At 69.0% G+C, this 25,842-nt stretch carries 18 protein-coding genes and 4 pseudogenes; 8 read left to right on the plus strand and 14 right to left on the minus strand.

What is annotated here, in order from left to right; all coding sequences use genetic code 11:
- Positions 1-3 precede the first annotated feature (3 nt).
- The 3 genes from ACIQHQ_RS08710 to ACIQHQ_RS08720 all read right to left on the minus strand — a co-directional run bounded on the left by ACIQHQ_RS08710 (position 4) and on the right by ACIQHQ_RS08720 (position 4,957).
- Positions 4-981 (minus strand): carbohydrate ABC transporter permease, encoded by a 978-nt coding sequence (locus ACIQHQ_RS08710; protein ID WP_402611034.1) that lies wholly within the window; start codon positions 979-981, stop codon positions 4-6.
- Positions 982-1,046: 65 nt separating this feature from the next.
- On the minus strand, positions 1,047-2,345 hold the full coding sequence (locus ACIQHQ_RS08715) for an extracellular solute-binding protein (RefSeq protein ID WP_402611035.1): 1,299 nt from the start codon (positions 2,343-2,345) through the stop codon (positions 1,047-1,049).
- Positions 2,346-2,422: 77 nt separating this feature from the next.
- Positions 2,423-4,957, minus strand: a complete 2,535-nt coding sequence (locus tag ACIQHQ_RS08720) for a beta-glucosidase (RefSeq protein ID WP_402611037.1) — start codon at positions 4,955-4,957, stop codon at positions 2,423-2,425.
- A 154-nt stretch (positions 4,958-5,111) separates the two neighbouring features.
- On the opposite strand from ACIQHQ_RS08720, the gene ACIQHQ_RS08725 reads away from it, so the two are divergent.
- Positions 5,112-5,747, plus strand: coding sequence for a TetR family transcriptional regulator (locus ACIQHQ_RS08725; protein WP_390979318.1), 636 nt, complete (start codon positions 5,112-5,114; stop codon positions 5,745-5,747).
- A gap of 40 nt (positions 5,748-5,787) precedes the next feature.
- Here the strand turns inward: ACIQHQ_RS08725 and ACIQHQ_RS08730 are convergent.
- The 3 genes and pseudogenes from ACIQHQ_RS08730 to ACIQHQ_RS08740 all read right to left on the minus strand — a co-directional run.
- A pseudogene (locus ACIQHQ_RS08730) lies at positions 5,788-6,062 on the minus strand (PfkB family carbohydrate kinase); the annotation flags it as partial.
- A gap of 498 nt (positions 6,063-6,560) precedes the next feature.
- A pseudogene (locus ACIQHQ_RS08735) lies at positions 6,561-6,659 on the minus strand (3-oxoadipate enol-lactone hydrolase); the annotation flags it as partial.
- A gap of 20 nt (positions 6,660-6,679) precedes the next feature.
- A complete protein-coding gene (locus ACIQHQ_RS08740; RefSeq protein WP_402611038.1) occupies positions 6,680-7,177 on the minus strand; it encodes a transposase in 498 nt (165 codons plus the stop codon).
- Positions 7,178-7,314: 137 nt separating this feature from the next.
- On the opposite strand from ACIQHQ_RS08740, the gene ACIQHQ_RS08745 reads away from it, so the two are divergent.
- Positions 7,315-8,166, plus strand: a complete 852-nt coding sequence (locus tag ACIQHQ_RS08745) for a YihY/virulence factor BrkB family protein (protein WP_402611040.1) — start codon at positions 7,315-7,317, stop codon at positions 8,164-8,166.
- A 113-nt stretch (positions 8,167-8,279) separates the two neighbouring features.
- Here the strand turns inward: ACIQHQ_RS08745 and ACIQHQ_RS08750 are convergent.
- A pseudogene (locus ACIQHQ_RS08750) lies at positions 8,280-8,512 on the minus strand (amino acid transporter); the annotation flags it as partial.
- A gap of 1,007 nt (positions 8,513-9,519) precedes the next feature.
- On the opposite strand from ACIQHQ_RS08750, the gene ACIQHQ_RS08755 reads away from it, so the two are divergent.
- Positions 9,520-10,758 (plus strand): PP2C family protein-serine/threonine phosphatase, encoded by a 1,239-nt coding sequence (locus tag ACIQHQ_RS08755; RefSeq protein WP_402611615.1) that lies wholly within the window; start codon positions 9,520-9,522, stop codon positions 10,756-10,758.
- A 78-nt stretch (positions 10,759-10,836) separates the two neighbouring features.
- Here ACIQHQ_RS08755 and ACIQHQ_RS08760 read toward each other — a convergent pair whose 3' ends face one another.
- From ACIQHQ_RS08760 to ACIQHQ_RS08780, 5 genes and pseudogenes are all read right to left on the minus strand, one after another.
- Positions 10,837-11,004 carry a hypothetical protein gene (locus ACIQHQ_RS08760; RefSeq protein WP_167551660.1) on the minus strand — a complete coding sequence of 56 codons (168 nt, stop codon included), beginning with the start codon at positions 11,002-11,004 and terminating at the stop codon, positions 10,837-10,839.
- Positions 11,005-11,040: 36 nt separating this feature from the next.
- On the minus strand, positions 11,041-11,397 hold the full coding sequence (locus ACIQHQ_RS08765; protein ID WP_059420885.1) for a PRC-barrel domain-containing protein: 357 nt from the start codon (positions 11,395-11,397) through the stop codon (positions 11,041-11,043).
- Positions 11,398-11,708: 311 nt separating this feature from the next.
- A pseudogene (locus ACIQHQ_RS08770) lies at positions 11,709-12,243 on the minus strand (hemolysin III family protein); the annotation flags it as partial.
- A 538-nt stretch (positions 12,244-12,781) separates the two neighbouring features.
- A complete protein-coding gene (locus ACIQHQ_RS08775) occupies positions 12,782-15,586 on the minus strand; it encodes a GH32 C-terminal domain-containing protein (RefSeq protein WP_402611042.1) in 2,805 nt (934 codons plus the stop codon).
- A 198-nt stretch (positions 15,587-15,784) separates the two neighbouring features.
- Positions 15,785-18,718: a GH32 C-terminal domain-containing protein gene (locus ACIQHQ_RS08780; RefSeq protein WP_402611043.1), complete on the minus strand. Its 2,934-nt coding sequence runs from the start codon at positions 18,716-18,718 to the stop codon at positions 15,785-15,787.
- A gap of 265 nt (positions 18,719-18,983) precedes the next feature.
- On the opposite strand from ACIQHQ_RS08780, the gene ACIQHQ_RS08785 reads away from it, so the two are divergent.
- The 5 genes from ACIQHQ_RS08785 to ACIQHQ_RS08805 all read left to right on the plus strand — a co-directional run bounded on the left by ACIQHQ_RS08785 (position 18,984) and on the right by ACIQHQ_RS08805 (position 24,899).
- Complete coding sequence (locus ACIQHQ_RS08785) at positions 18,984-20,018, plus strand: LacI family DNA-binding transcriptional regulator (RefSeq protein WP_402611044.1); 1,035 nt, start codon at positions 18,984-18,986, stop codon at positions 20,016-20,018.
- A 186-nt stretch (positions 20,019-20,204) separates the two neighbouring features.
- Positions 20,205-21,470 (plus strand): extracellular solute-binding protein, encoded by a 1,266-nt coding sequence (locus ACIQHQ_RS08790; protein ID WP_402611045.1) that lies wholly within the window; start codon positions 20,205-20,207, stop codon positions 21,468-21,470.
- Between the two features lie 86 nt (positions 21,471-21,556).
- Positions 21,557-22,483, plus strand: coding sequence for a carbohydrate ABC transporter permease (locus ACIQHQ_RS08795; RefSeq protein WP_402611046.1), 927 nt, complete (start codon positions 21,557-21,559; stop codon positions 22,481-22,483).
- Positions 22,484-22,485: 2 nt separating this feature from the next.
- The gene (locus ACIQHQ_RS08800) at positions 22,486-23,358 is read left to right on the plus strand and encodes a carbohydrate ABC transporter permease (RefSeq protein ID WP_402611047.1); all 873 of its coding nucleotides are present in this window, start codon (positions 22,486-22,488) and stop codon (positions 23,356-23,358) included.
- A 116-nt stretch (positions 23,359-23,474) separates the two neighbouring features.
- Complete coding sequence (locus ACIQHQ_RS08805) at positions 23,475-24,899, plus strand: glycoside hydrolase family 32 protein (protein WP_402611048.1); 1,425 nt, start codon at positions 23,475-23,477, stop codon at positions 24,897-24,899.
- Between the two features lie 89 nt (positions 24,900-24,988).
- Here ACIQHQ_RS08805 and ACIQHQ_RS08810 read toward each other — a convergent pair whose 3' ends face one another.
- Both ACIQHQ_RS08810 and ACIQHQ_RS08815 read right to left on the minus strand, forming a co-directional pair.
- A complete protein-coding gene (locus ACIQHQ_RS08810; RefSeq protein ID WP_402611049.1) occupies positions 24,989-25,129 on the minus strand; it encodes a hypothetical protein in 141 nt (46 codons plus the stop codon).
- A 530-nt stretch (positions 25,130-25,659) separates the two neighbouring features.
- Positions 25,660-25,815, minus strand: coding sequence for a hypothetical protein (locus ACIQHQ_RS08815; protein ID WP_318197911.1), 156 nt, complete (start codon positions 25,813-25,815; stop codon positions 25,660-25,662).
- Positions 25,816-25,842 lie beyond the last annotated feature (27 nt).

Consider the following 25,842-nt stretch of genomic DNA (forward strand, 5'->3'; position numbering starts at 1 on the left):
GCATCAGTCCTTGTCGCGCAGCATGCGGAACTGCAGCACGGTCAGCGCGATGATGAGAACGAAGACGACGTAGCCGGCGGCCGATGCGATGTCGTAGTTGCCGTTGCCGAACTGCTTGTAGGCGTACAGCGTGGCCGACAGGGTGGAGTCCAGGGGGCCGCCGTCGGTCATGACGAACGGCTCGTCGAAGAACTGCAGGTAGCCGATGCCGGTGGTGACGGCGGTGAGGAGGAGGGCGGGGCGCAGGAGGGGGAAGGTGACCCGCCAGAAGCGCTGCCAGGGGCCGGCGCCGTCGAGTTCGGCGGCCTCCGTCAGGGAGTGGGGGACGGACTGCAGACCGGCCAGCATGATGATCATGACGGTGCCGAGGTTGCGCCATACGGCCATGAGGATCATGACGGGCAGGGCGAGGCGGGTGTCGGCCAGCCAGGCCGGGCCGTCGATGCCGAACCAGGCGAGGACGGTGTTCACCAGGCCGGTGTGGGGTTCGAGGAGGGTTTTCCACACCACGGCGACGGCGACGATGCTGGTGATCACCGGCAGGTAGAAGCCGACCCGGAAGGCGGCTCGGAAGCGGCGGATGCCACTGTCGAGGGCGACCGCCGCGGCGAGCCCGGCGGCCAGGGTCAGGGGCAGGGCCGCCAGGACGAACACGCCGGTGTTGCGCAGGGCGGTGAAGAACTGCGGGTCCTGGAAGAGCCGTACGTAGTTGTCGAGGCCGACGAACGACACGTTCAGCGGGGTGCGCAGGTCGGCGCTCTTGGTGTCGGTCAGGCTCATCAGCGTCGACCAGACGACCGGCAGCAGCATGAAGGCGAGGAACAGGGCGAGGAACGGGGCGGCGAGGATCCACGCGGCGCGGGCCTGGCGGCCCCGTGCGATGCTCCGCCGCGGCGAGGAGGTGCGGCGGAGCACCGCCGGCTGCTTGCCGGCGGTGTCGTGCCCCTCGGTGCCCTGCCCGGCGATGGTGTTCGTGGACATGGTGGTCATCCGTCCGTGGGCATGGTGGTCATCCGTCCGTACGGGGGGATGCGTGCGGCGGCGCTTCAGCGGCCGGTGCCGATGCTGGTGGCCTTGGACTGCAGGGCCTTCTGCACCTCGGCGACGCTGGATTTGCCGTAGGCGAGCTTCTCGAGCTCGGAGTCGATGGCGTCGGCGATCTGCTGCCAGGTGGTGATCGCCGGAGGGGCCTTGGTGACCTTCAGCTGGGTCTCGAAGGCGGCCATCTTCGGGTTCTCGTTCAGCTTGCCCTTCGACCAGGACTGGACGGCGGCGGGCAGGTTGCCCGAGGCGTCCGCGTACTCGGCCAGGTTCTTCGGCTCGGTGAGGAACTTGACGAACTTCCAGGCCGCGTCGGCGTTGTCCGCGTCCTTGAAGACGGCGAGGTCGCTGCCGCCGGCCAGGCCGGCCGCCTGCGTGCCCTTCGGCAGCGGCATGGTCTGCCACTTGCCGTCCAGTTCCGGGGCGTTCTTGTGGAGGTCGCCGCCGGTGCTGGGGCCCTGCTGCACGGTGCCGATCAGCCCGTTCTGGAGGTTCTGGCGTGCGTCGGTCTTGTCGTTCGGCGTCAGCTTGTCCTCGAAGATGCCGCTGTAGTACTCCAGGGCCTTGGTGACCGCAGGCGTGTCGAAGGTGAACTTCTTCGCGTCGGCGTCGTAAATGTCACCGCCCTGCTGCCACACCATTGGCAGCCAGAACAGCCAGGAGTTGAAGCCGACCTGCAACTGGGTGGCGTTGCGCAGCTTGGCATTCTGCTTGCCCGCGGTGGCCTGGACGGCCTTCAGGTCCTTCAGGTATCCGGCCCAGTCGCCCGCGGGGGCACCCTCGATACCGGCCTTGGTGGTGATGTCGGTCCGGTAGTAGATCACCGAGGTGTCGGCGATGAACGGGACGCCGTACGAGGTGTCCTTGTACTTCGTGGTGTCCCATTGGCCGGGGAAGAACGCGGACTCCTCGAACGAGGCCGGCGTTGCCTGGAAACCGTTCATCGCGGCCATCTCGGCCATCCACGTCGAGCCGATCAACGACATGTCCGGGGTGTTGCCGCCGGCGATCGAGGTGGTCAGCTTCTCGTGCGCGGCGTCCCACGGCACCGCCGTGATCTGAACCGTCACGTCCGGGTTCCGCTGCTCGAACTTCTTCGCCAGGCTCTCCAGGTCCTTGTCGGCCTTGTCGCCCATGGACCACATCACCAGCTTGCCCTTGGCCTTGCCGCTGCCGATTTTCGCCGGGGCGTTGTCGGAGGACGAGGCGTCGTCGCTCCGGCCGCAGCCGGTGGCCAGCAGGGCGGCGGCCACGGTGGCGCAGGCGATCTGGAGGGTTCTGGTGGTGGGACGAGGGGTGCGCATGGGTGCGGCTCCTTGCGGTTGGGCTGGACACGGCGCGGGAGGTGAGCGGGGCAAAAGCGACTGTGCGGCCGGGTGGGTCAGCCTTCGGGGTGTAGGCGGCCGCCATCGACGGTCGCCCCGGCGGTGAGGCGCGGATCACGGCTGGAACGTCCGACGTGCAGGCGGTAGCGGCCGGGCGGTGTACGCCAGGTGTGGGTTTCGCCGTCCCAGATTTGGAAGGCGCGGGCGGCTATGTGTACCTCGGCGGTGACGCGTGTACCTGGTGCCGCCTGGACCGTGGCGAAGCCCGCCAGCAGGCGCACCGGCCGGTCGGAGACGTCCTGCGGCGGCTCCAGGTAGACCTGGACGACCTCACGGCCGGCCCGGGGGCCGCTGTTGGTCAGTTCCACGGTCAGGTTGAGTCCGTCTCCGCCCGCGGGGCAGGGCAGATCGGCGAAGACGGGAGCCGGGGAGATCGTCACGGACTCGTACGTCCATCGCGTCCAGCCCAGACCGTGCCCGAACGGGAAGGCCGGCGTGAGGCCGTCCCGGTCCCAGGCCCGGTGGCCGACGTGGACGCCCTCGGTGTAGTCCACGATGCCGTCGCGGGGGCGGGCGTCGGGGACGGGGACGTCCTCGGCGCGGGCGGGCAGCGTCCACGGCAGTCGGCCCGACGGCTCGGTACGGCCCAGCAGCACATCGGCGAGTGCGTGCCCGGCCTCCTGGCCCGGCAGCCATGACCACAGCAGGGAGGGGGCCTCGTCGGCCCAGGGCAGCAGCACCGGGGCGCCGGCGTTGACGACCACGATGGTGCGCGGGTTGGCGGCGATCACCTTGCGGACCAGGTCGTTCTGGTGGCCGGGCAGGTCGAGGCTGGTGCGGTCCCAGCCCTCGGACTCGATCTCCTCGTTGGTACCCACCACGACGACGGCCACATCGGCGGCCTGGGCCGCGGCGGCGGCTTCGGCGATCTCTTCGTAGGGGGTGGTCCCCGGCGGAGTGTGCCGCAGCTGGGCGGTGACGAAGCGCCCGTAGCCACCGGCGTCGACGACGGTGAGATCCAGGGCGAGCGCAAGTCTGCGGCCTTCCGGCCCCACCTCGATGTCGATCCCCCGCTGTGGCGGGTGGGCGTGTTTGGACTCCAGCACCAGCTCCACGCCGCGATCGTCGTATCCGGCCAGGACGTGTTCGCCGTCGATGCTCGCGCTGAAGCGCCCCGCGCAGCCGAACTCCAGGCGGTGCGTCCCCGGTTCGGCGAGGGTCAGCTCCGTGCGCAGCAGAACCCGGTGGGTCGCCGGGGCGAAATCGTCGTACATGGTCCAGTCGCCAGTGGCGCCGGCCTCGCCGCCGATGCGGTTGCCGTCGGCGTCCAGGTGGTCGGCGCGGATGCCCGCCGCGCCGGTGTCGGGATCGGTGAGCAAGTCGGCGGAGGCATAGGGCAGGCGCAGGCGGGCGTCGCCGCCCCGGTGCACGGTCAGCCGGACGTCCTCGGGGAGCGCGGCCCGCAGCCCGTCCTCGTACGACACCGTGCGCACCGCCGGGACGAAGGCACTCCCGCCGCCCTGGAGATAGGGCGCGACGGCGTTGGGGCCGATCAACGCGACGCTGCGGATGCCGTCCGGGGGCAGCGGCAGCAGGTCGGCCTCGTTGCGGAGCAGCACCGTGCCGCGAGCGGCGACCTCGCGCAGCAGGCGGAACTCCTCCGGCGCGGGCTTGGCCGGTACGGGGGACGGCGCCGACTCATCCAGTGCGCCGACATGCCGGGCCAGGCGCAGCAGCCGCAGCACCTTGTCGTCGACCAACTGCTCGTCCACCTCGCCCGCGCGCACGGCGGCAGCGAGGGCGTCACCCCAAGGACCGTCTGGACCCGGCATCACCAGATCCAGACCACCGACCGCCGAGGCCATGGTGGACCGGGTCGCGGCCCAATCGCTCACCACGGGCCCGGAGAAACCCCACTCGCCCTTCAGCACCCCGCGCAGCAACCGCGCGTTCTCGGTCATCGGCGCTGACTCGGTCCCGTCGTCCAGGCCCGAGTAGGCGGCCATCACGCTCCACGGCTCGGCCTCGGCGAGGACCTGCTCGAAGGGGGTCAGGTAGACCTCCCGCAGTGTCCGCTCGTCCAGCCGGGCGCGGTACTCGGTGCGGTCGGTCTCGGAGTCGTTGGCCACGAAGTGCTTCAGACACGCGCCCACGCCCCGGCTCTGCAGGCCGCGTACGACGGCGGCGGCCAGGGTGCCGGTGAGCAGTGGGTCCTCGGAGAAGTACTCGAAGTGCCGCCCGGCGATCGGGGTGCGCTGCAGGTTCACCACCGGCGCCAGCACCACGTCGACGCCCTTGCGGCGCGCCTCCGTGGCGAACAGCTCCCCCAGGCGCTCGGCGAGCTCGGTGTCCCAGGCCGCCGCCAGCGCACTCGGCGCGGGGGCCAGCAGGCCGGTCTCGTCGGGGTCGTCGCCGGTCCCCCGCACGCCCTGCGGGCCGTCGGACATCGTCACCGCGGACAGTCCGAGCCGGGGCTCGGCAGGAAGTCTCCACAGGTCCGCGCCGGTAAGCAGCCGGACCTTGGAGTCCAGGTCCAGGCCGCGGACGCGGTCACGGAGCTCGGCGTCATCAGGGAGGGCAGGGCGGCTCATGCTCGTCCTTCCAGGCCGCGGGGCGGCACGAAGCGGGCGGAACGGGAGCAGGAAAGCACACTCACTAAGTGCTTAGTAAGTCCTTGTGCGTAAGTTCTTTCTCAGGTTTGATCGGAGGGTGACCACTGATAGACAGCCCCGTAGACTCCGCACGATGAGCGAGAGCACGCCGAACGGGGAACGGCAGCCCCGCGCCGGGAAGAGTCTCAAGGCCCAGCAGCGACGGCAGGAGATCCTGCAGATCGCGATGGACACCTTCGCCGCCCGCGGCTACAACAACGCCTCGCTTCAAGAGATCGCCGACCGCGCCGGGGTCACCCAGGCCGGCGTCCTGCACTACTTCCGCTCCAAGGCTCAACTGCTCACCAGCGTCCTGGACCTGCGTGACGCCACCGACATCGAGCAGCTCGGCCCCGACCGCCCCAAGGGGATGGCCTTCCTGCGCCACCTCGTCGACACCGTCCGCCGCAACACCGAACGCGAAGGCATCGTCCGCCTCTACGCCGTGCTCTCGGCGGAAAGCGTCACCGAGGGACACCCCGCCCAGGACTACTTCCGCGCCCGCTACGCCGGCCTGCGCGTCATGGTCACCGAAGCCCTCGCCGAAGCATCCGAACTCGGCGAGACACGCCCCGACCTCAACCTCGAAGAGGCTGCCACGGCGATCATCGCCGTCATGGACGGCCTCCAGGTCCAGTGGCTGCTCGCCCCCGAGTCCGTCGACATGACGGCCGTGACAGATCGGGTCGTCACCGCACTCCTGGCCGAGTTCACGACCAGAACCGCCTGATACCCGGCGACAGTTGTTGCCGGGGGGGACGTATGCGTGTTCAGGCGTGCGGCAGGAGTCGTTCCGCCTCGGGCTCCAAGGATGCCGGGTCCGTGCGCGGAGGGTTCGCGCCGGGGACGGAGCAGGTCAGCGCGGCGACGCGGGCGGCGAAGCGCATGCTTCGGTGAGATCCGCGACGCTCAGTCCGTCGAGGCGGCCGAGGGCGAAGAGGCGGTGGAGCAGGCCGGCGGTGAAGGAGTCGCCCGCGCCGACGCCGTCGACGACGAACGGGGCGTGGACCGTGATGCGGTGGCCGTCGAGTGAGGCGAGGGCGCCGGATGCCGCCGGGCGAGGGCCTCGTCGATCTCCAGTGTCTGACCCAGCACGTCGTGCTCTGGAGGACCGCACCGAGCGGCTGACGCCGGTGGCGGAGATCACGCGCGGGAGGAACTACTCGAGGCACGGTCTCGGAGAGACATGCCGTGCCGTAGACACTCCCAAAGGCGGTTGGATTCGCAGGAGCCAAGAGTGCCTCCCGGTTGGGCGCGGAGAATCCCTGGGTGACAGGCTGTGCCTCGGCCGTCAGAGCGGCGTCGCCCCCTCCTTGCTTCGGGTACTGAGGAGGGGAGAAGCCGGGCGCAACGGTGCCCTCGACGGACGTTGCACGCACCTGATTGAGATCCGTCGGACCGCACGGGCGAGGCTTCTCGTCGAACACCGCTATCACACACCTGTCACCGACTGCGTCGACTCCCCCGGACCAAAACGCTCTGACCTGGAATTGTGCGGTCGCCTTGGACTGACCTGGACGCCTATAGACGGTCCCTACAACCTGTGCCAGGTGGTACCCAGTGAGGGACCGAGGATCAGGACCGGGGCGTCTTCTGGCCCGTCAAAGCGGTATTGCAGGGTGTTCGACGGTGTCTCACTCACGCCTCAGAGCCTCTCACGTCTCACGGACGCCCCTGTAACGCGGGGATGCGGGAAACCAGTCCGACCAGGTTGTAGACCTCGCGGGCTGCGTATCGCTTGAGGCATCGGATGATCTCACGTCGGGTCTTGCCCTCCTGGGTACGGCGTTCGTGGTGCGCCTGGGTGCGCGGGTCGTGACGTAGCCGGGTCAACACGATGCGGTGCAGGGCCGCGTTCGCCTGCCGGTCGCCGCCGTAGTCGAGCCGGCGTGTGTTCCGACGGCCAGAGGAGCACTCGATGGGGCTGACTCCGCAAAGGGCAGCAAAGGACGCCTCGCTGTTCAGTCGCTCGGGGTTGTCTCCCATCGTGATCAGGAGAGTGACGGCGCTGTCCGAACCGATGCCCACCGGCACGAGCAGCTGCGGGGCGTGGTGCTCGACGAGCCGGGTCAGGCGTTGGTTGAGCTCATTGATCTGAGCCGTGAGCTGTTCGATGCGCTCGGCGAGTATGCGTAACGTCATGTGGGTGGCCTGGGTCACCGCGTCCTCGTCTCCCCCACCGTCGGGTGAGCCGAGGCGCGCGCACGTGCGGAACAGCTCGCGGCACGCGTGCCGGGTCCTGTCGCACCGCAGTGCTGGATGGTGGCCCGCGGACGAAGAGTGAGAGCATCCGCGTCATGGATGATGCAGACGGTCACACGGCTCGGTGGTGGGTGGCGTTGCGCCGGACGCCGATGGCCGTCTGGAACGACGACGTCACGGACTGGGCCGCTGCGCTGACCTACTATGCGGTTCTGGCCCTGTTCCCGTTGCTGCTGGTGATCCTCTCGATCCTGGGTCTGACCATGCCCACGGCCAAGCCGGAGGTCATTGACCGCATGACGCAGGCGGCCCCGGCCGAGTCCCGCGCGCTGCTGCGCAGCACCCTGCGGCAGATGGTCGCACAGCCGACGGCGGCATGGACGCTGATCTTCGTCGGAGGGGCGGGGGCCCTGTGGTCGGGATGCAGCTATCTGAGCGTCTTCCGCCGGGCGTTGTACTCCATGCATCGGATCAGCGCGGACCGGCCGGTCTGGCGTACCGCTCCGCGCATCATCGCCACGGCACTCGTCCTGAGCTCCCTGCTTCTGACGTCGACCCTCGCGTTGTTGCTCACCGGCGGCCTGGCCCGGCGTCTGGGCCAGGCCCTGAGTCTGGGTACCGGGCCCCAGGCCACCTGGGACACGCTGCGGTGGCCGGTCGTGGCCGCGGTAGCCGTCGCCTTGGTGCTCGTCCTGTACCGGTCGGGGCCGGCGTCCTCCCGCCCTGTCCGGAGGATGGCGCCCGGCGGCACATTGGCGGTGGCGCTCCTGCTGAGCGTCTCACTCGGATTCGCCGTCTACACCTCCCTGGTCAGCACCTATGACCGTCTGTACGGTTCACTGGCAGGCGTCGTGGTGTTCCTGGTCTGGCTGTGGCTCTCCAACCTGTCCCTCCTGATCGGCGCTCAGTTCAACGCAGAGCTGACGAAGCCTGCGCACGGGGAATGAGCCGGTCTTCTCGTACCTGCGGCTGACCGCCCCTACCCCCTTGAAGCCGGTTCGCTGCGGCCGCGTGGGCAGGGCGGCCTCTGGGCCTCGCGCGGCGCGCCGTCCGCCGCCTGGACCGGCAGGGCACCGCACAAGGTCAGCGCGATCACGGGCCAGGGTGGCGAGGGGAGACCACAGGCCGGCCGCGAGCGCGGCGATGCCAGGTTGGTGGCCGGGCATGGAAAAGCAGTCGGCGTCGTGCAGGCACCTCACGCGCCACCACCGGTGCCCCTCCTGTTCGGGGTGCGGGTCCGGCGCGGAGCCCGGGCGGGCGTCCACTCACTCAGGCCCTGTCGAGCCAGACCACCCATCGAGCATCCGGGGCGGCAGATTTGGGGCCTCGCCGAATCCGACCATCTGCCCGGCCTCAAGACACAGGTCATCGGCCGAACTGCGGCTCCGAGATCTCGAGCTCACCGCCTGGCACGTCCTGCACGCAGACCGCAGGTCGGACGATTCGACTGGGCGGAAAGCCTCCTCGACGCCTGGACCAGCGCCTGAACGACTGCTCCTCCAGGCATCCGCGAAGGGCATGCGGCGCCCGAGTCGGCACGTGGCGCGCACCCCGGCCTCGTACCCCTACTCCTCCGGTTCGGTGTTGCAGCACCTTGCGAGCAACTCTGGTCGCCGATGAACTGCGACACGTACGGTGAGGCGGCCGAGCCCGGGACAACGCCTGATGTGACCGAGTACAGGAAGGTCCCGTCCGAGGTGGGCCGCCCCGGACGCACGCACCTCAACGGAGTTGGGCGGCAGCCATTGCTGGTCGGCCCTACTCCTGTGCGCCACAGGTCCTGTCGGTGCCCGGCACAAGCGCACCCCCTGTTCGGCCGAAAGGACGGCTTGCACGGGCCGCGGCAGTCACCGGACACGGCGTGCACTATCCCTCGGGCAAGGCTGCGAGGTCAGGCCGGGTTGATGTTCTCGACCTGCGGGTCCTTCTGGCCTTGGGAGACGTCGAACCGGGGGGCCCGAACGGCGTACTGCTCGGGGCCCCACTACTGTTTGTCGTCTCCGATGCCAGCGTGGCATGAACTCTGGTAGACCGGATGACTACGAGGTCCAGGCGTTCCAGACGGCGACGGTGGCCGGGCCGTTCGACGAACAGCCGGCCGACACGTGCATCCGTTCAAAGGCTCTGTGGTGCAATAACATCTGCCGGGCACCGGGCTTGGCGCCAGCCCCCCGCATCCCCGGGCCGGAGTCCTGAGCAGCAGCGAGCAGCGAGGAGTCACCGTGACCGTGCGCGGGCCTGACGGGGACGGTGGGCACACCACTCGTACTCCCGCGAACGGGGGTGGCCGGGGCGGGGCGATAACCCTGGCGGAGACGCTGGCCGCAGCGGAGTCCGCGGCGCCTGTGGAGTCGCTCGACGTGGTCGCGGGCATGCTCAAGGAGCGCCTCGGGGCCGCGTCGGTGTCGTTCCTCATCACCGACTTCACCGGTGGCTCGGTCGTACGGCTGGGGGCGGCGGGCAGCATCGATACCGATGAACCCGCCCGGCGCATCTCGCTGCGAGGCACCCTGTACGACGACGTGATCCGCACCCAGCGGCCGAGCGTGGAGGACAAGGGCGACGGCGCGCTGGTGCGGATCGTCGCCCCGGTGACCAACCGCGGAGACGCCATCGGGCTCCTCGAACTCTTCCTGCCCTCGGCGCCGGACGCGGAGGTGATGCGGGAGATCGGCGAGACCGCCCACGCCCTGGCATACATCGTCATCGCGAACCGGTCCTACACCGACGTGTACCAGTGGGGCCGCCGTACCAGCCCGCTGAGCCTGGCCGCGGAGATCCAGCACCGGCTGCTCCCGGCGTCGCTGGCGTGCGAGGCGGCGCAGTTCGCGGTGGCCGGGGCACTGGAGCCCGCCGACCACGTCGGGGGCGACACCTTCGACTACGTGATCGACCGGGACACTGTCCAGCTCTCCGTCACCGACGCCATGGGCCACGATGTCGACGCCGCGCTGCTGGCCACCCTCCTGGTGGGCGCCCTGCGCCGGGCCCGGCGGGCCGGCGCCGACCTCGCCGAACAGGCCCGCCAGGCCGACCAGGCCATGCGTGAACACGGCCGCCAGAGCTACGTCACCGGCCAGCTCCTGCGCATCAACCTGACCGACGGCAGGACCGAGTTCATCAACGCCGGCCACCCCTGGCCGCTGTGCATGCGGAACGGCCAGGTACGGGAGATCACTCCGAAGATCGATATGCCGTTCGGCTTCCAGGTCCCCCACACCTACCGGGTCCAGTCGCTGGACCTGCAGCCGGGCGACCGGCTGGTGATGCTGACCGACGGCATGCTGGAGCGCAACGCCAACAGCCTCGATCTGTCCGACCTGATCGTAGGTACCCGTGCGCTGCATCCCCGCGAGGCCGCCCGCACCCTCATCGCGGCGATCGTCGACGCCAACCACGGCCACCTGCAGGACGACGCGACCGTCATGTGCCTGGACTGGCACGGCGTCGGCCACTCCGAGCGGGACGCCGACACCGGCGCCGACCTCTCCGACGCCTCCGCCCCGTCGCGGACGGGGCGGACCACTCCTGGGCGATGACTCGACGACTGCTCCGACACCCCGCTACGTCCGGTCCCGGGCGGGCGGCCCGTGGGGGCGCTTGCCCGGCTGACCGCGTCACCGGGGGAGGCGCCTGCGGCGGCGGCCCAGGCGTAGGCCAAGGAGGACGAGGTCGGCGACCAGAACCACCACGCCGATGACCAACAGGTAGAACAGGCCCTTCGCCACCACACCGATGATGCCGAGCACGATGGCCACAATGAGCAGCAGGAGGAAGAGAGCCATTGGTGTCACCTCATGGCGGGGACGTTGGTGAGGGCATCAGCGGCGGGCGAGGCGACGTTCGCCGCCCGCACCCGTTCGGTAGGCGAGCTCGTAGTGCGCGAAGACGGTCTTCTCGTCCTCCGCGAGCAGTTCGCCGTCCGTGCCGATCGAGGGCGCTTCCTTGACCTGCTTCTTGTCGTAGGCGACCTTCAGATAACCGGGACCGACCGTCGCGTCGCCCAGGGGGACGAACACGAGCCGGTGCCGGGTCGGCAGGCCGACCGTCACCGTCGCGAACGCGGGCTGGTCTGTGGCCGTGTCGACATAGACCGCCTCCAGGACGCCGATCTTGTGCCGCTCGTGGTCGACCACGTCGCGGCCTCGCCATTCCCTGATGTCTTCCGCCTCGAACACGGAGAGCCCCCTCTGTCTCAGGTCAGCTGAAGACCGCTGTCGTCTTTCTCTCGCTCCTCCCTCCTTACCTGCCTACGGAGCATCACACCCTGGACAGCAGCCAACTTTCAGGGCGGACGGCGGCGCGTACGACCTCGTATCCCTGGCCCCTCCACCGGCGTACGCGTGACGCGCCACAGCGAACCATCCCCCTGATGTCTTCCGCCTCGACTTTCACGCGCGGAGCGATGCCTCGGCGACCGCCCGGTCCGCCGCGGTCCAGCACACGGCGACGTGGGCGATGAGCGGCGGACCGGAACACTGTCGCGGGATCAGTAGGTGGCGAGGGAGATGGCGATGTAGTGCGCGGTGAAGGCCACCACGGTCAGCGCATGGAAGACCTCGTGGAAGCCGAACCAGCGGGGTGCGGGGTCGGGCCGCTGGAGGGCGTAGACCACCGCGCCTGCGCTGTAGAAGAGACCGCCGACAACGATCAGGACCACTACGGCGGTTCCGCCGGTGTGCAGGAAGTCGGGCAGGTAGCTGACCGGTGCCCACCCCAGCGCCAGGTAGCACGGGGTTGTACAGCCAGCGCGGGGCTCCGGCCCACAGGACCCGGAACGCGACGCCGGCCAACGCTCCTGTCCAGACGATCCACAGCAGCACGGACCGCTGGTCCGGCGGGAGGAGGAGCACGGCCGAGGGGGTGCAGGTGCCGGCGATGATCAGGAAGATGTTGGCGTGGTCGAGGCGTCGCAGAAGAGCCTCGCCGAGCGGTCCCCAGGTGCCGCGGTGGTAGATGGCGCTGGTCGCGAACAGCGGCCAGGCGGTAAGCGAGTACACGGCGCAGGCAAAGACCGTCTGTGGAGATGGCGCCTGATAGCCGGCAAGGCCCCCTATGGGGATACGCCCTGTGGCTCGGTAGCAGCAGATACCATCCCGCAACGAGAGTCGACAAGCCCGTGACTGGACACTTCGGTCATAGATCTCATGAGTCAGCCCCCCGCCCCGGGACCGCACAGAGCAACCATCCCACTGCTCGCGGCACAGACGGCATGACCCGACCACGGGCGGGTGGCTTCGTCCGAACCGACGCTCGACCTGGCCTGGACGGGCAAACAATGAGCTGACTTCTCGCTCACTCGTGACCGGCAGTGGCGGACAGCTCTCCCGCGCCCTGAGCCGCCGAGCCGCCCGTACCTCCAAGAACGGGACACCTCGGGGCCGCGCGCCCGAGGCCCCGCGGGCGAACGGACCTGGAACTCTGAACGGAACTGCCACCGCTGCTGCGGCCGCTGATCCTCACCCAGGCCGCCTCGAAGCGCCGGAACCAATCGGACAACGGGAGACGCATCGACCCGGTCGGCTCGTCGGACGTGCCAACCGGGTCGATGGCGCCGACGGGTCAGTCGGTCAGGTTGCCCATCTTCCAGATGGTCATGGACTTGACGACACTGCCGTCGCCGAAGAGCCGCAGGCCGAGAGAGTCCTGTCGGAAGGGGTAGGCGCGGGTGGTGATGGACTTGTGCGCGTTCGCGTATGCCTCGATCATCGAGCGGTCCAGGAACACATCCAGTGACAACTCTCCGTTGGAGAGCGTCAGCGGACCTTTCTGGATGCCCGGGTTGGCGTCGACGCTGGAGTTGTTTCCGGATCGTGTTCGATCGACGCCCAGCTGTCCGGCTGGGGCGTCGTAGAACAGACGGGTCCGCTCTTCGTCGCCGGGGCTGCGCAGCACATCGAGTCCGAAGGTGTCGGCTCTGCCCCGTTCCAGGGTCAGCTTGATGTGGAGCATGTCCCCCTTGATGTCGGCCAAGCGCGCGTTGGCGTCGGCGACGGAGGTCGGTGCGTTGATGTTGAGGAGTGGTTCGCCCACATGGAGCCGGGAGACCTCCTCGACGGGGCTGACTCCCAGGTCTCCGTCAGGTCGCATGGACAGGTGGACGGGGAGTCCGGCGTTGTGGGCCCAGCCGGCGTCGTAGTGGGCGCGCTCCGTGCGCCGGTCCTGCGCGATGCTGAAGACGAGGGAGCGGCCCTTGTCGTCGATCGTGCCGCTGGGACCTGTGAAGTGATCGCCGTAGTCGAGCAGCTTGGGCTCGGTGGTGTCGGGTGTCCATCGGCGGGCCTGGGCGTCCCAGGTGCCGACCCAGTAGTAGGTGTACTTGCTGCTGTACTCGGCGGGGCCGTCGGGGAAGGACGGGTTGACGAGCAGCGCCCGTCGCTGGCGTCCCTGGTCGTCCTCGCCGATGGGGAGGAAGGTGGGGAGTTCCCAGACCTGGCCGGTCTTGGGGTGGGCCGCCACGTCACCGACCATGAGAGGCCCCGAGTAGGTCCAGTCGGTGAGGTTCTTGGAGGTGTAGAGGAGCGCCGTCCCGCCGACACTTCGGCCTGAGGTGGTCTGGACTCCCGAGCCGACCAACTGGAACCAGGTGTCGCCTTCCTTCCACACGTCCTGGTCGCGGAAGTCTCCGAAGCGGACCTTCCGTCCAGCACCGACGTCCAGATCGGCGGTCTGGCTGGTCACCAGGGTCGGGTGCATCTTCCACTCGACCAGGTCAGGGTCGCCGGGGTCGACAGGGCGTGCGAGTCCGGTTGCCTGATTGGGGCGCTGGGAGTCGTTGCCGGCCGTGAACAGCAGGACCGGGACGCCGTTCTCGTCGAGGGTCGCGTCGCCGGACCAGACACCGTCGGGTGCCACACTCCCGGCGGTGGGGGCGAGGGCGACGGGTAGGTCTCGCCAGTGCACCAGATCCTCGCTGACCGCGTGCCCCCAGCCGATGTTGTGCCAGTAGGGGCCGTGGGAGTTGTGCTGGTAGAAGAGGTGGTACTTGCCGTTGACCTGGATGGGGGCGTGGGGCTCGTTCATCCAGTGGTTGGGTGCCGAGAAGTGGTAGCCCGGGCGGTAGCGGTCGCCGTCGTAGCGTGAGCGGTCCATGGCCATACGGGCTTCGGGGATGCTGCCCCCGGCGAATGTCTGCACGTCGTGCTCGTGGCCGGCCCGCACAGATTTGGAGGTGAGCGCGTCCGTGTGGACCTTCACCTCGTCGACCAGGCCGTTGAACATGTTTACGGCAAAGGTGCCATTGATGATGGCGGGTTGGTTGTGGCGGCCGATGAGCAGGGGAACGTCGGCCTTGGCCAGACGGGCCGTGGCGGGGATGGCTGTCCGGGCGACCTGCTCGCCGTTCAGGTGGAGGCTGATGGTGCCCTCGCTCGGAGCGAAGACCGCCGCGATGTGCGCCCACTTGCCCGCGGCCAGAGCTGCCGCCTGGGGGACCGCCGTTTCGTACCAGGCGTCACCGGTGCCGATGCCGAACTGCCACACGCCGTGCCGGCCGACGCCGAGCGAGAATCCTCGGCGTGCTGCCTTGTCCTGCTGGTTGACAACGGCCGAGGGCTTGCCTTCGTCGCCCCATTCGAAGGCGCGTGGTGCGACCCAGGCTTCGACGGTCATGCCGTCCGTGGGGAGTTGGGTCTGTGATGCGGCGCGGGTGACCCAGGTGGAGTAGCCGTCGAAGAGAAGGGCGCCGGAGAGGACGCCGTCCTCCTTCCGCTTGGTACGCCACAGTGGGTCGCTGTTCGGCTTGTAGACCGCGTTGTTGAAGACGTAGCTGATGGGATCCGCGCTCCGGCTGATCCGCTCCGTGGTCGCGGTGCCCTGGCCCTCGGCGAAGTCCCAGTAGGCGGCGAGCCCCTCGGTGCCCGGGTCCGGAGCCTCGTCCAGACCGACTCTCACGTCGTCCAGGTTGATGTGTCCCCAGCCGCCGGTGGCCCGGTCGACCGCCGTGATGCGTAACTGCTCGCCCAGGTGCTCTCGGGCGTCCCAGGTGACGCGGCGGTACGCCTCGTCGTCGGTGCCGGTGGCCTTGTGCAGGACGGTGCCGTCCCGGGTCGTCAGAGCCACGTACAGCTGGTCGTCGTTGCGGCCGCCGGAAACCAGGACACTGACCATTCCCGTGCCGGTGAGGGTGAACGGCTCCGAGGTGACGGTGCCCGTGGGGGCATCACCGCCGCCCGCGAATCCCCAGAGGTGATAGGTGCCCTGCTGGTTGAAGCAGCAGCCCCACCCCCAGCCCGGCTGGTCGGTGACGGATCCGATGAAGGCGCCTCCTGTGGTGCTCCAACCGCTCAGGTCGCCCCTCTCGAAGCCGGGGTTGGACAGGGTGCTCTCGCTCGCGCCGGCCTGTCCCGACATGAAGGGCGTTGTCATGCCGAGACATGCCACGAGGACGAGCAGTGTGCGTAGCAGGCTGCCCGGGGGCCCTGTCCTGGATGTCGCTGATGAACGCGTGCGCATGCATACCTCCGGTGATGTGTTGAGGTGCGTTGAGCAGGCTGATCAGTGCGTTCTCCTGGTCGCGGGCCCACGACAGGGCCCCGGGAGCGTGAAACGCGGGTGGGACGGTGGTCAGGAGCGCTGGACGGGTACGTTGACGTCGTCGACGTTGATGTGGCCCCAGCCGCCCGTCGCCTTGTCGACGACCTCGACGTAGATCCGTTCGCCGATGTGCTCGGACAGGTCGAAGACGACACGGCGGTACTGTTCGGCACCACGGCCGGTGGCCTTGGCCAGCACCTTGCCGTCGTCTGCGCGGACGACGGCGGCGTAGAGCCGGTCGAGGTCGTTGCCGCCGGACACGAGCAGGTCGACCACGCCGTCTCCGCCGAGGACGACGGTGGCGGAGCGGAGCACACCTGTGGCGTCGTCGCCGCCCGTGTCCGGGTTGAAGCCCCACAGGTGGTGGCCGGCCGGGTCGTCCGCCGTCTCGGCCTGGTAGAAGGGTCCGCCCCAACCCCACTCGGTGCGGGTGGTCACGTTGGAGGCGCCGAAGGTGGTGCCCGAGACGACGGTCCATCCGGTGAGGTCGCCGGTGGCGAAGTCGTGGTTGGGAAGGGCGTCGACGTTCGTCGGGCGCGGCGGGTCGTAGGCGGCGGGCGCGACGGACGTGTCGTAGGCGCCGTTCATGCGCCAGACGTCCAGGGAAACGACCCGGGCGGAGCCGCCCTCGCTGGTCAGCCGCAGGCCGGTGGCGTCCTTCCGGGTCGGGTAGACGCGGCTGGTGAGGCTGTTGATGCCGTTGACGTACGCCTCCAACATCGAACGGTCGAGCAGGACCCTCAACCTCAGTTGTCCGCCGACGAGTTCGACCGTGCCGCCATGGACGCCCTTGCGGACGTCCGGGTCGAGGCTGGAGCGGCCGCGGTCGATGGAGAAACGCTGCTTGCTCGTGTCATAGGAGAGCAGAGTCCGCTCACTGCCGTCGGCGCTCGCCCGGACGGCCAGGGTGACGGTCGCGGCGTCGCGGGGCTCGATGACGGCCTTGATGTCGAGCATGTCGCCGGAGGCACCGACGAGTTGGCGGTCTGCCTCTTCCACCGAAGCCTGGCGGATCTTGACCAGTCGTCGGCCTCGCAGTCCGGCCGCCTCTTCGATCGGCTCGACTCCGAGGGTTCCGTCCTGGCGCAGCGAGACGCTGACCGGCATGCCGGCGTTGTGGGCCCAGCCGGACTGGGCGTGCTGCTGTTCGCTGCGGCGGTCCTGGGTGATGCTGAAGAGCACGGAGCGGCCGTCGGGTGTGACGAAGCCGGACGGGCCGGTGAAGTGCTCGCCGAAGTCGAACTCGCGGGGCGTGTCGTGGTCGGGCATGAAGCGGAAGGCGCGCTTGTCGAAGGTGCCGATCCAGTAGTAGGTGTGCTTGACGGCGTCGGGGTGGAACGCCTCCCACCAGGGGCTGACCAGCAGGATGTGCTTGCCGCTGCGCTTGCCCTTCGGGCCGGGGAGCGGGAGGAGTACCGGCAGCTCCCAGACCTCTCCGGGCTCGGGGACCTTCGTGAGGTCGTTTGAGTGCAGCGGACCCCGGTACGTCCAGGGCCCCTCGGGCCTGCGGGCGGTGTAGACGAGTGCGGTGCCGCCGTGCTTCTTGGTGACCTGGGTGCCGTTGTAGTCGACGATGCCGCTGCCGACCAGTTGGTACCAGACTCCGTCCTCCTCCCAGACGAACGGATCGCGGAAGTTCTCCGCCCATGCGGTGCCGGGGCCTGCGGGGAGGCCGGCCGGGGCCTCGGTGACCGGCTCGGACTTCATGGTCCAGGTGGGCAGGTCCGTGTCGTGGTCGGTCTTGTACGAGGACACGGCCATCCCGGTGCGCTGACGGTAGGGCAGCCGGTCGTCGCCGCCGGTGAAGAAGAGCACCGGCCCCCGGTCGCCGTCGACGTACGCCGAGCCCGACCAGATCCCGTCCGGCCCGACCGAGTCCCCTGCCGGGGCGAGGGCTATGGGCATGTCCCGCCAATGCACCATGTCGGTGCTGACGGCGTGTCCCCAGTGGATCTGGCCCCAGAACGGGCCGAGCGGATCGTGCTGGTAGAAGATGTGGTACTTGCCCTTGAAGTACACGGGCGCGTGCGGTTCGTTCATCCAGTGCCAGGGCGGCAGCATGTGGAACTGGGGGCGGTGCCGGTCGCCGTCGAAGCGGGACCGGTTCAACGTCAGGTCCGGGCGGGGCACGCGGCCACCCGGCAGCGCGGCGACCTTATCGGCGTGCTCCTGCTGGGCGGTGGTGTCGTCCAGGGTGCCGGGGCGGATGACGAGGCTGTCCATCAGGCCCATGTACATGTTGGCGTGGAACTCGCCGTTCAGCAGCGTGGGCCGGTTGTGCCGGCCGATCAACAGCTGCTCTTCAGGGGCCAGTCGGGGGGCCTTTTCGGGAGTGGTGGCGGTGCCGATGAGGCGACCGTCACGGTAGAGGCGCAGCTGGTGTGCGGCCGGGTCGTAGCTGGCGGCGACGTGTGTCCATCGGCCTTTGGTGGCCGGCTGGTCCGGTGCTCCCTTGACCTCGATCAGGTCGGTGCCGAAGCCGAGTTGAAAGACGATCTGCCCGAAGCGGCGCAGACCGAGCAGGAACCCGGTCCTCGCCTCCGGGTTGTGCTGGTTGACCAGGGCCTGGGGCTTGCCGTCGATGCCGTGCTCGTACGCGTAGGGGGCGATCCACGCGTCGACGGCCAGGCCCTGGGCGGGGTCCAGCTTGCCGGGGCCCTTGGCGGTGACGACGGTGGAGTAGCCGTCGAAGTACAGCGCCCGGCCGCGCACTCCGCGCCGCCGGACGGGGTCGGTGTCCGGCTTGTAGCGGGCGTCTGTGAAGACGTAGTCGATGGGGTCGGCGGAGCCCGAGACCGCCTCGCGGGCGACCGCGCCACCGCGCTCGTCGAAGTCCCAGCGGGCGGTGGGGCTTTGGGGTCCGCGTCGGCTCTCCGCGGCGGCGGAAGCGGAAGCGAACGAGAGCGGTACGACGGCCCCGCCGATGGCGGCGGACACGACGGTGAGGGCTGTTCTTCTCCTCATGGGCGGGCTCCTGGGTGGTGCGCGGCAGGTCTGACGCACTGCCAAATCGGTTTAAGCGAGATGGCTCGGCATCGTTCGCGCTCCGCCCCTGCTAATGCAAGAGCTAATGCATACCGTTTCACCCGGGGGACACGAGAGATACGGACAAATATGCATATACCTCCCCCACTTCTCATTCGAGATGTCTGCGGTGTTGACATCCGGCCACGGGCGCATCAATCTCTTCGCAACTTGCTAATCCGATTTAACAACGGAGCTGAACAGCGTGTCTGAACGTCGTGTGACCATGGCCGATGTCGCCCGTAAGGCGGGCGTCTCGCCGACGACCGCGTCGTTCGCCCTGTCCGGCCGCACCGACATGCGCATCTCCGACACCTCCCGCCAGAAGGTCCTGGACGCCGCGAAGGAGCTGGGCTACCGCCCCAACGTCACGGCGCGCAGCCTGCGGACGAAGTCGACGCAGACCATTGGGTTCGTGTCGGACCGGATCACCACGACGCCCTTCGCGGGCGAGGTGATCCGCGGCGCGATGGAGGCCGCCCGGGAACGGGACAACCTGCTGTTCATCACAGAGGCGGGCGGCGATCGCGATGCCGAGTCGTCGCTGGTCCACGCGCTGCTGGACCGCCAGGTCGACGCGGTGATCTACGCCTCCATGTTCACCCGGTACGTGACTCCGCCCAAGGAACTCTTCGGGCGCCGGGTGGTCCTGCTGAACTGCCTGGCCCCCGGCTTCGACGCGCCGTCGGTCGTCCCGGACGAGCTGGAGGCGGGCCGGGATGCGGCCCGTGCCCTGCTCGCGGCCGGTCACCGCGGGGGCATCTGGGCGATCGGTGGGCACCAGGCCGTTCCGGCCACGCCCGAGGGGATCATCGCGGGCAACGAGCGGATGCGCGGTCTGGAGGAGGTTCTGCGGGAGGGCGGCGCGCACCTGGACGGTGTCATCGAGTGCGACTGGGACACGCCGGACGGCTACCGGGAGGTCTCCGCGCTGCTCGCGGCGGGCCACCGTCCCCGGGCGCTGGTGTGCCTGGCCGATCGGGTGTCCCTCGGCGCCTACCAGGCGCTCGGCGAGGCAGGTCTGTCCGTGCCCGGCGACGTGTCGGTGGTCTCCTTCGACGACCAGGACATCGCGTCCGTACTGCGCCCGGCGCTCACCACGCTGAAGCTGCCGCACTACCAACTCGGCCGCCGGGCCGTGGAGCTGATTCTCCGCAGGGGGCCGCTCGAAGCAGTCGTCCACCGTGTGCCCATGCCGCTGCGGGAACGTGCCTCCGTCGGCGCCCCCACCGGGGGCTGACACCGGGCACCCGAAGACGGTTGTCCCGCCGCCAGGAGTACTGACCCTCCGGGCGGCGGGACGACCACCAAGAACAGCGACCGTCGCAACCGGTCGCCAAGGCGGGTCCGGCAAGACCCGTCTCAGTGAGATGGAGGAACCCTCGTGGTGTTCAGAACCAGGCGCCTCGCAGTAGCGAGTGTAGCCGTGGCAGCGGCGACCGCGCTGGTCGCCGGATGCGCGACCGGGAGCGGCGGCGGCAGCACGTCCGGAGCCGACGGCGACACGCTGACGCTGTGGACGCACAACGCCGGCAACTCGACCGAGCTGGACGTCGTCAAGAAGATCATCAAGGACTTCAACGGCTCCCAGAGCAAGTACAAAGTCAAGCTCCAGGCGTTCCCGCAGAGCGACTACAACAACTCCGTCGTGGCCGCCGCCTCGGCCCGCAAGCTGCCGTGCCTCCTCGACGTGGACGGCCCCAACGTGCCGAACTGGGCCTGGGGCGGCTACCTCGCCCCGATCGACGTCTCCGGCAGCGAGGTACCGCTGGACGACCAGCTGCCCAGCACCGTCGGCCGCTACAAGGACAAGGTCTACGCCTTCGGCTTCTACGACGTCGCCCTCACCTTCTTCGCCCGCAAGTCGGTGCTGAACGACTACGACATCCGCATCCCGACCATCGACAAGCCCTGGACCAAGGCCGAGTTCGACTCCGCGCTGGCCACGCTGAAGAAGAGCGGAAAGTTCCAGTACCCGCTGGAGATGGGCACCGGCAGCCTCGGCGAGTGGTACCCGTACGCCTACTCGCCTCAGCTGCAGAGCTTCGGCGGCGACCTGATCAACCGCGACGGATACAAGACCGCCTCGGACACCCTCGACGGCAAGAAGTCCGTCGAGTGGGCGACCTGGCTCGGGTCGCTCGTGAAGAAGGGGTACCTGTCCAAGAAGTCCGGGGCCGACCCCAACAAGGACTTCCTCGCCGGCAAGAGCGCCATCCAGTGGGACGGCAGCTGGAACGCGACCAAGAACGCCGAGAAGCTCGGCGACGACCTCGCGATCATCCCGCCGGTCGACTTCGGCAACGGGCCCAAGATCGGCGGCGCCTCCTGGCAGTGGGCCATGAGTTCCACCTGCTCCAACAAGGCCGGCGCGCAGGCGTGGCTGAAGTTCTCCCGCCAGACCAAGTACTTCGTCGACTACGCCAAGGCCACCAGCACCATCCCGGCCACCGACGCCGCCGCGAAGCAGGTCACCGACTACCAGCCGGGGGGCAAGTTCAACGTCTTCGTCCAGTTCGCGCAGAAGTTCGCGGAAGTGCGCCCGGTCACCCCGGCCTACCCCTACATCTCCACCGAGTTCCAGAAGGCGACCCAGGACATCCTGTCCGGGGCCGACCCCAAGGACGCTCTGGGCCGGGCCGCGAAGGACATCGACAACGACCTGAAGTCGAACAACCACTACACCGGCTGACCCGCTCCGGTCCGGTTCGGGCCCGACCGCGCCTTCCCCGCGCGCCCGAACCGGACCGGCACCCCCCTGGAGCTACCGTGACCACCATGACCGCAGCCCTCGCCCGGCTGCGTCCGGTGCGGCGAACCCGAACGGCCCACACCCGTCGCCGTGAGAACCTCACCGCCCTCGGCATGGCCACCCCGGCCGTCGTCCTGCTGATCGTCTTCGTCGTCGTACCGCTCGCCCTCACCTTCGCCCTGGCCTTCACCGACGCGCGGCTCGTCTCGCCCACCCCGGCGCGCTTCGTGGGCCTGAGGAACTTCACCCGGCTCTTCGAGGACCCGGTCTTCTTCAAGTCCCTGCGCAACACGGTGTACTTCACCGCCGTCGTCGTCCCGCTCCAGGCCGGGCTCGCCCTGGTGCTGGCGCTGCTGGTGAACGCGAAGGTACGGGGCGTCAACTTCTTCCGCACCGTCTACTTCCTGCCGGTCGTCACCTCGATGGTCGTGGTGTCCCTGCTGTGGACCTTCCTCTACCGTCAGGACGGCCTGATCAACCACGTCCTGTCCGCGCTCACCCTCGGCCATGTCGAGGGCCGCGACTGGCTGGGCGATCCGGCCACCTCGATGCCCGCCATCATCCTGATGTCGGTGTGGCAGGGCGTCGGCTTCCACATGATCATCTGGCTGGCCGGTCTCCAGACCATCCCCGCCGAGCTGTACGAGGCCGCCGACCTCGACGGAGCCACCCGCTGGCACCGCTTCCGCCATGTCACCTGGCCCGGCCTGCGCGCCACTCGCACGTTTGTGCTGGTTACCATCACCATCGCGGCATTCGGCCTCTTCACCCAGATCAACGTGATGACCGAGGGCGGGCCCCTCGACTCCACCACCACCGTCGTCTACCAGGCGGTACGCACCGGCTACGAGCAGCAGCAGACCGCATACGCGGCGGCCATCTCGCTGGTCTTCTTCGTGCTCGTCCTGACCGTGTCCCTCGTCCAGCGTTTCCTGACCCGGGAGAAGGACTGACCATGACCTCCTTCCTCAAGCACCTCGGCGGTCACGCCGGCCGCGTCGTCCTGGCCCTGGTCTTCGCGCTCCCGCTCGTCTTCATGCTGATCTCGTCGTTCAAGCCGGACGACGAGATCTTCGCCGATCTCGGCTCCTGGCGTGCCTTCGTGCCGGTCGGCGCCCTGTCACTCGACAACTACACCGGTGTGTTCGACCGCGTTCCGGCGGCACGTTTCCTGCTGAACTCCGTGCTGATCTCGTCGATCACCGTGGTCCTCGGCATCGTCGTCAACAGCATGGCCGCCTTCGCCCTGTCCCGGATGCGCATGCCCGGCCGCAAGGCGGTCCTGACCGCCGTCATCGCCACCCTCATCGTGCCGTTCGAGACCTTCGCCGTGCCGCTGGTGTGGTGGATCAACCAACTGCCGTTGCTCCGCGTCAACGGCTTCCACCTGGAGCTGACCACCGGCTGGATGGACACCTATCAGGTCCAGATCCTGCCGTTCGTCGCCAACGCCTTCTCGGTTTTCTTCTTCCACCAGTACTTCCAGAGCATCCCGAAGGAGATCGACGAGGCGGCAGTCGTGGACGGAGCCGGGTGGTTCACCATCTACCGCCGTATCGTCATGCCCTTGTCCGGCCCGGCGGTCGCCACCGTCGCCATCCTCACCTTCCTGCCCGCATGGAATTCCTACCTCTGGCCGCTGATGGTGGTCCAGAGCGAGGAACTGCGCCCGGTGATGGTGGGCATCTCCTACTTCTTCCAGCTGAACGTGGGCTGGGGCCAGATCATGGCGTACTCCTCCTTGATCACCGTGCCGATCCTCGCCCTGTTCGTGGCGTTCCAGCGGTCGTTCGTGAACAGCATCGCGTCGACGGGCGTGAAGGGCTGAGCTCACACATCCCTGCGCCACGCGCCGCTTCCCCACTTCTCTCTTCCCCTGTGCTTCGCGCACTCCGAGAAAGGCCCCGTGTGTCCACGCCGCCTGCTGACCCCCACCTTCCGGCCGTGCATCTGCGCCCCCCGCGCAACTGGATCAACGACCCCAACGGGCTGGTCTTCCACGACGGGCACTACCACGTCTTCTTCCAGTACAACCCGTACGGCCCGCGGCATTCGAACGTGCACTGGGGCCACTACCGCAGCCCTGACCTGGTCAACTGGGAACTTCTCCCGGTGGCCCTCACCCCCACTCCCGGCGGCTACGATGCCGACGGCTGCTTCTCCGGAAACGCCGTCTCCGATGACGGCCGCATGGTGGCCTTCTACTCCGCCCACCGCACCGATCGCTGGTGGCAGCCGGTGACCACCGCCGAGTCGTACGACGGCGGAATCACCTGGGTCAAGCGCCCGGAGCTGCTCATCCCCGAGCCGCCCGCAGACACCACCATGTACCGGGACCCCTACGTCTGGCAGCAGGATGGCCGCTGGCGGATGCTGGTCGGCTCGGCCCTCGCCGACAACCGCGCCGCGGCGCAGCTGTACGAGTCCGACGACCTGGAACACTGGGAGTACCGCGGCCCCTTCCACACCAGCGACGCCGAGGCCGGCTCCGGCCCGATCGGATGGGAGTGCCCCCAGTACGCCACCTTCGGCGACCGCGGCATCCTGGTCATCAGCGACTGGACCCCGCAGGACGGCCCCAGCCACACAACCGTCCACACCGGCCGCGAACAGGACGGACGCTTCACGGCGACCGCAGCCCCGGTGCCGCTCGATCACGGCCCCGACTTCTACGCCCCCGCCCTGCTGAAGGCACCCGGGGAAGACCGCTGGCTGCTGTGGGGCTGGGCGTGGGAGGCCCGCGACGACGCCTGGGCGCACGAAGCAGGCTGGGCAGGCACCCTCACCCTCCCTCGCGAGGTGACCCTCACCGCCGACGGAACGGTCGTCCAACGCCCCGCTCGCGAACTGCTCGCGCTGCGCGGCGAACGCGTACTGCACCACACCGGGCACCTCACACAGTCCGGGACGGCCGAACTCGGCCATATCAGCCGCACCTTCGACCTCACCGCCGTCCTGACCCCGGACATCACCGGCACCAGCGGCCTGCGCCTGGTCACCTCTGCGGACGACACCGAGTACCTCGACATCAGCCTCGATCCCACCACCGGCCGGCTCACCGTGGACCGCAGCCACGCGTCACTGGACGCGAGGGCACGGGGAGGCTCGTATGCCGTCCCGGGCCCAACGGCGATGGCCGGCACCCCCGTGGAGCTACGCGTGATCGTGGACCGTTCGATCGCCGAGGTCTATCTCGGCGACGGCCGGGTCCTCACCCTCAGGTTCTATCCGCCGGCCGAGGGACCCTGGCGGCTGCAGGCCCGCACGACGGGCACCGGCCGCAGCGACTTCAGCGTCGAGGCGTGGGACCTGACCCCGGGCGGAATCCGTCAGGAACCGCTGCTGGCGAGCCAAGGGCGGGACGCGTAACACGCGCTGCATGACCTGCTCCGTCCCCGGCGCGAACCCGCCCAGGGCAGAACACCTGGCAACCTCGTTCCTCTCCGGGGAACGCCGCTTCACCAACTGACCACGGAGCACTTCGCCCCCGTCCTCGCCGTGCTGAACTCCCCCGTGGCCCGCGCCAGTTCCTCGCCGAGCCGGTCCGCACCACGAACAAGGAGTTCGCCGGCACCCTCGGCGTGAACCTCATCGCGCATCCGAGCACGATGGCCGTGCTCAGCCCCGGGCTGGACGACGCTGTCTCCGTACTCCGCTATGGCGCCATTGCACGCCTGAACCGGCGTCGGCTATCTCACCGCAACCGCCTGCTGGGATGCTGTCCCGGGGACACCCTCGACCACGTGCAGAGCGGCATCGGCGTCGTGCACAACACGCTTCTCCTGGACGGGCCCGAGCGCACCGTGGTCCGGAGCCCGTTCCACCCTGCGCCCCAGGCGCTCCCGCACGGGTTCAGCTTGATCGGGAGGGCACTGTGGGCACCGATGCAGCACGCCCGTCACTTCCTGACCAAAGCGGCAGCATCCGCCTCACCCCGCAGCCAGGCTCTGCCCTCGACGACCGGCGGGCAGGGCCCGGCTCAGGGCAAACCCATCGTCAACGAGACAGGGCGGGGCCGGCGCATGGTCCCGCCCACGGGGTTCCCAACTGTCTCGCTGGCCGGGCTCTCACCTCGTCCCGGCCTCGAGTGGTTCAGAAGCTCCTCGCGGTGTGGTGAGGCGCCCTGACTTTAGAAGAAGTGTTTGCGTCCACCGACCGCGCGACCGGTCGCACCCAGGAGCCACAGGATGGCGCCAACCAGAATGAGGATGCCACCGATCGTCGTCAGCAGACCCATGCCGACAAGCAGGCCGATGATCAGCAGAATAAGCCCAAGAATGATCATTTTATACCCCATCGTCGATTCCGGCTC

The organism is Streptomyces sp. NPDC092370, assembly GCF_044755265.1.
Taxonomy (GTDB): domain Bacteria; phylum Actinomycetota; class Actinomycetes; order Streptomycetales; family Streptomycetaceae; genus Streptomyces.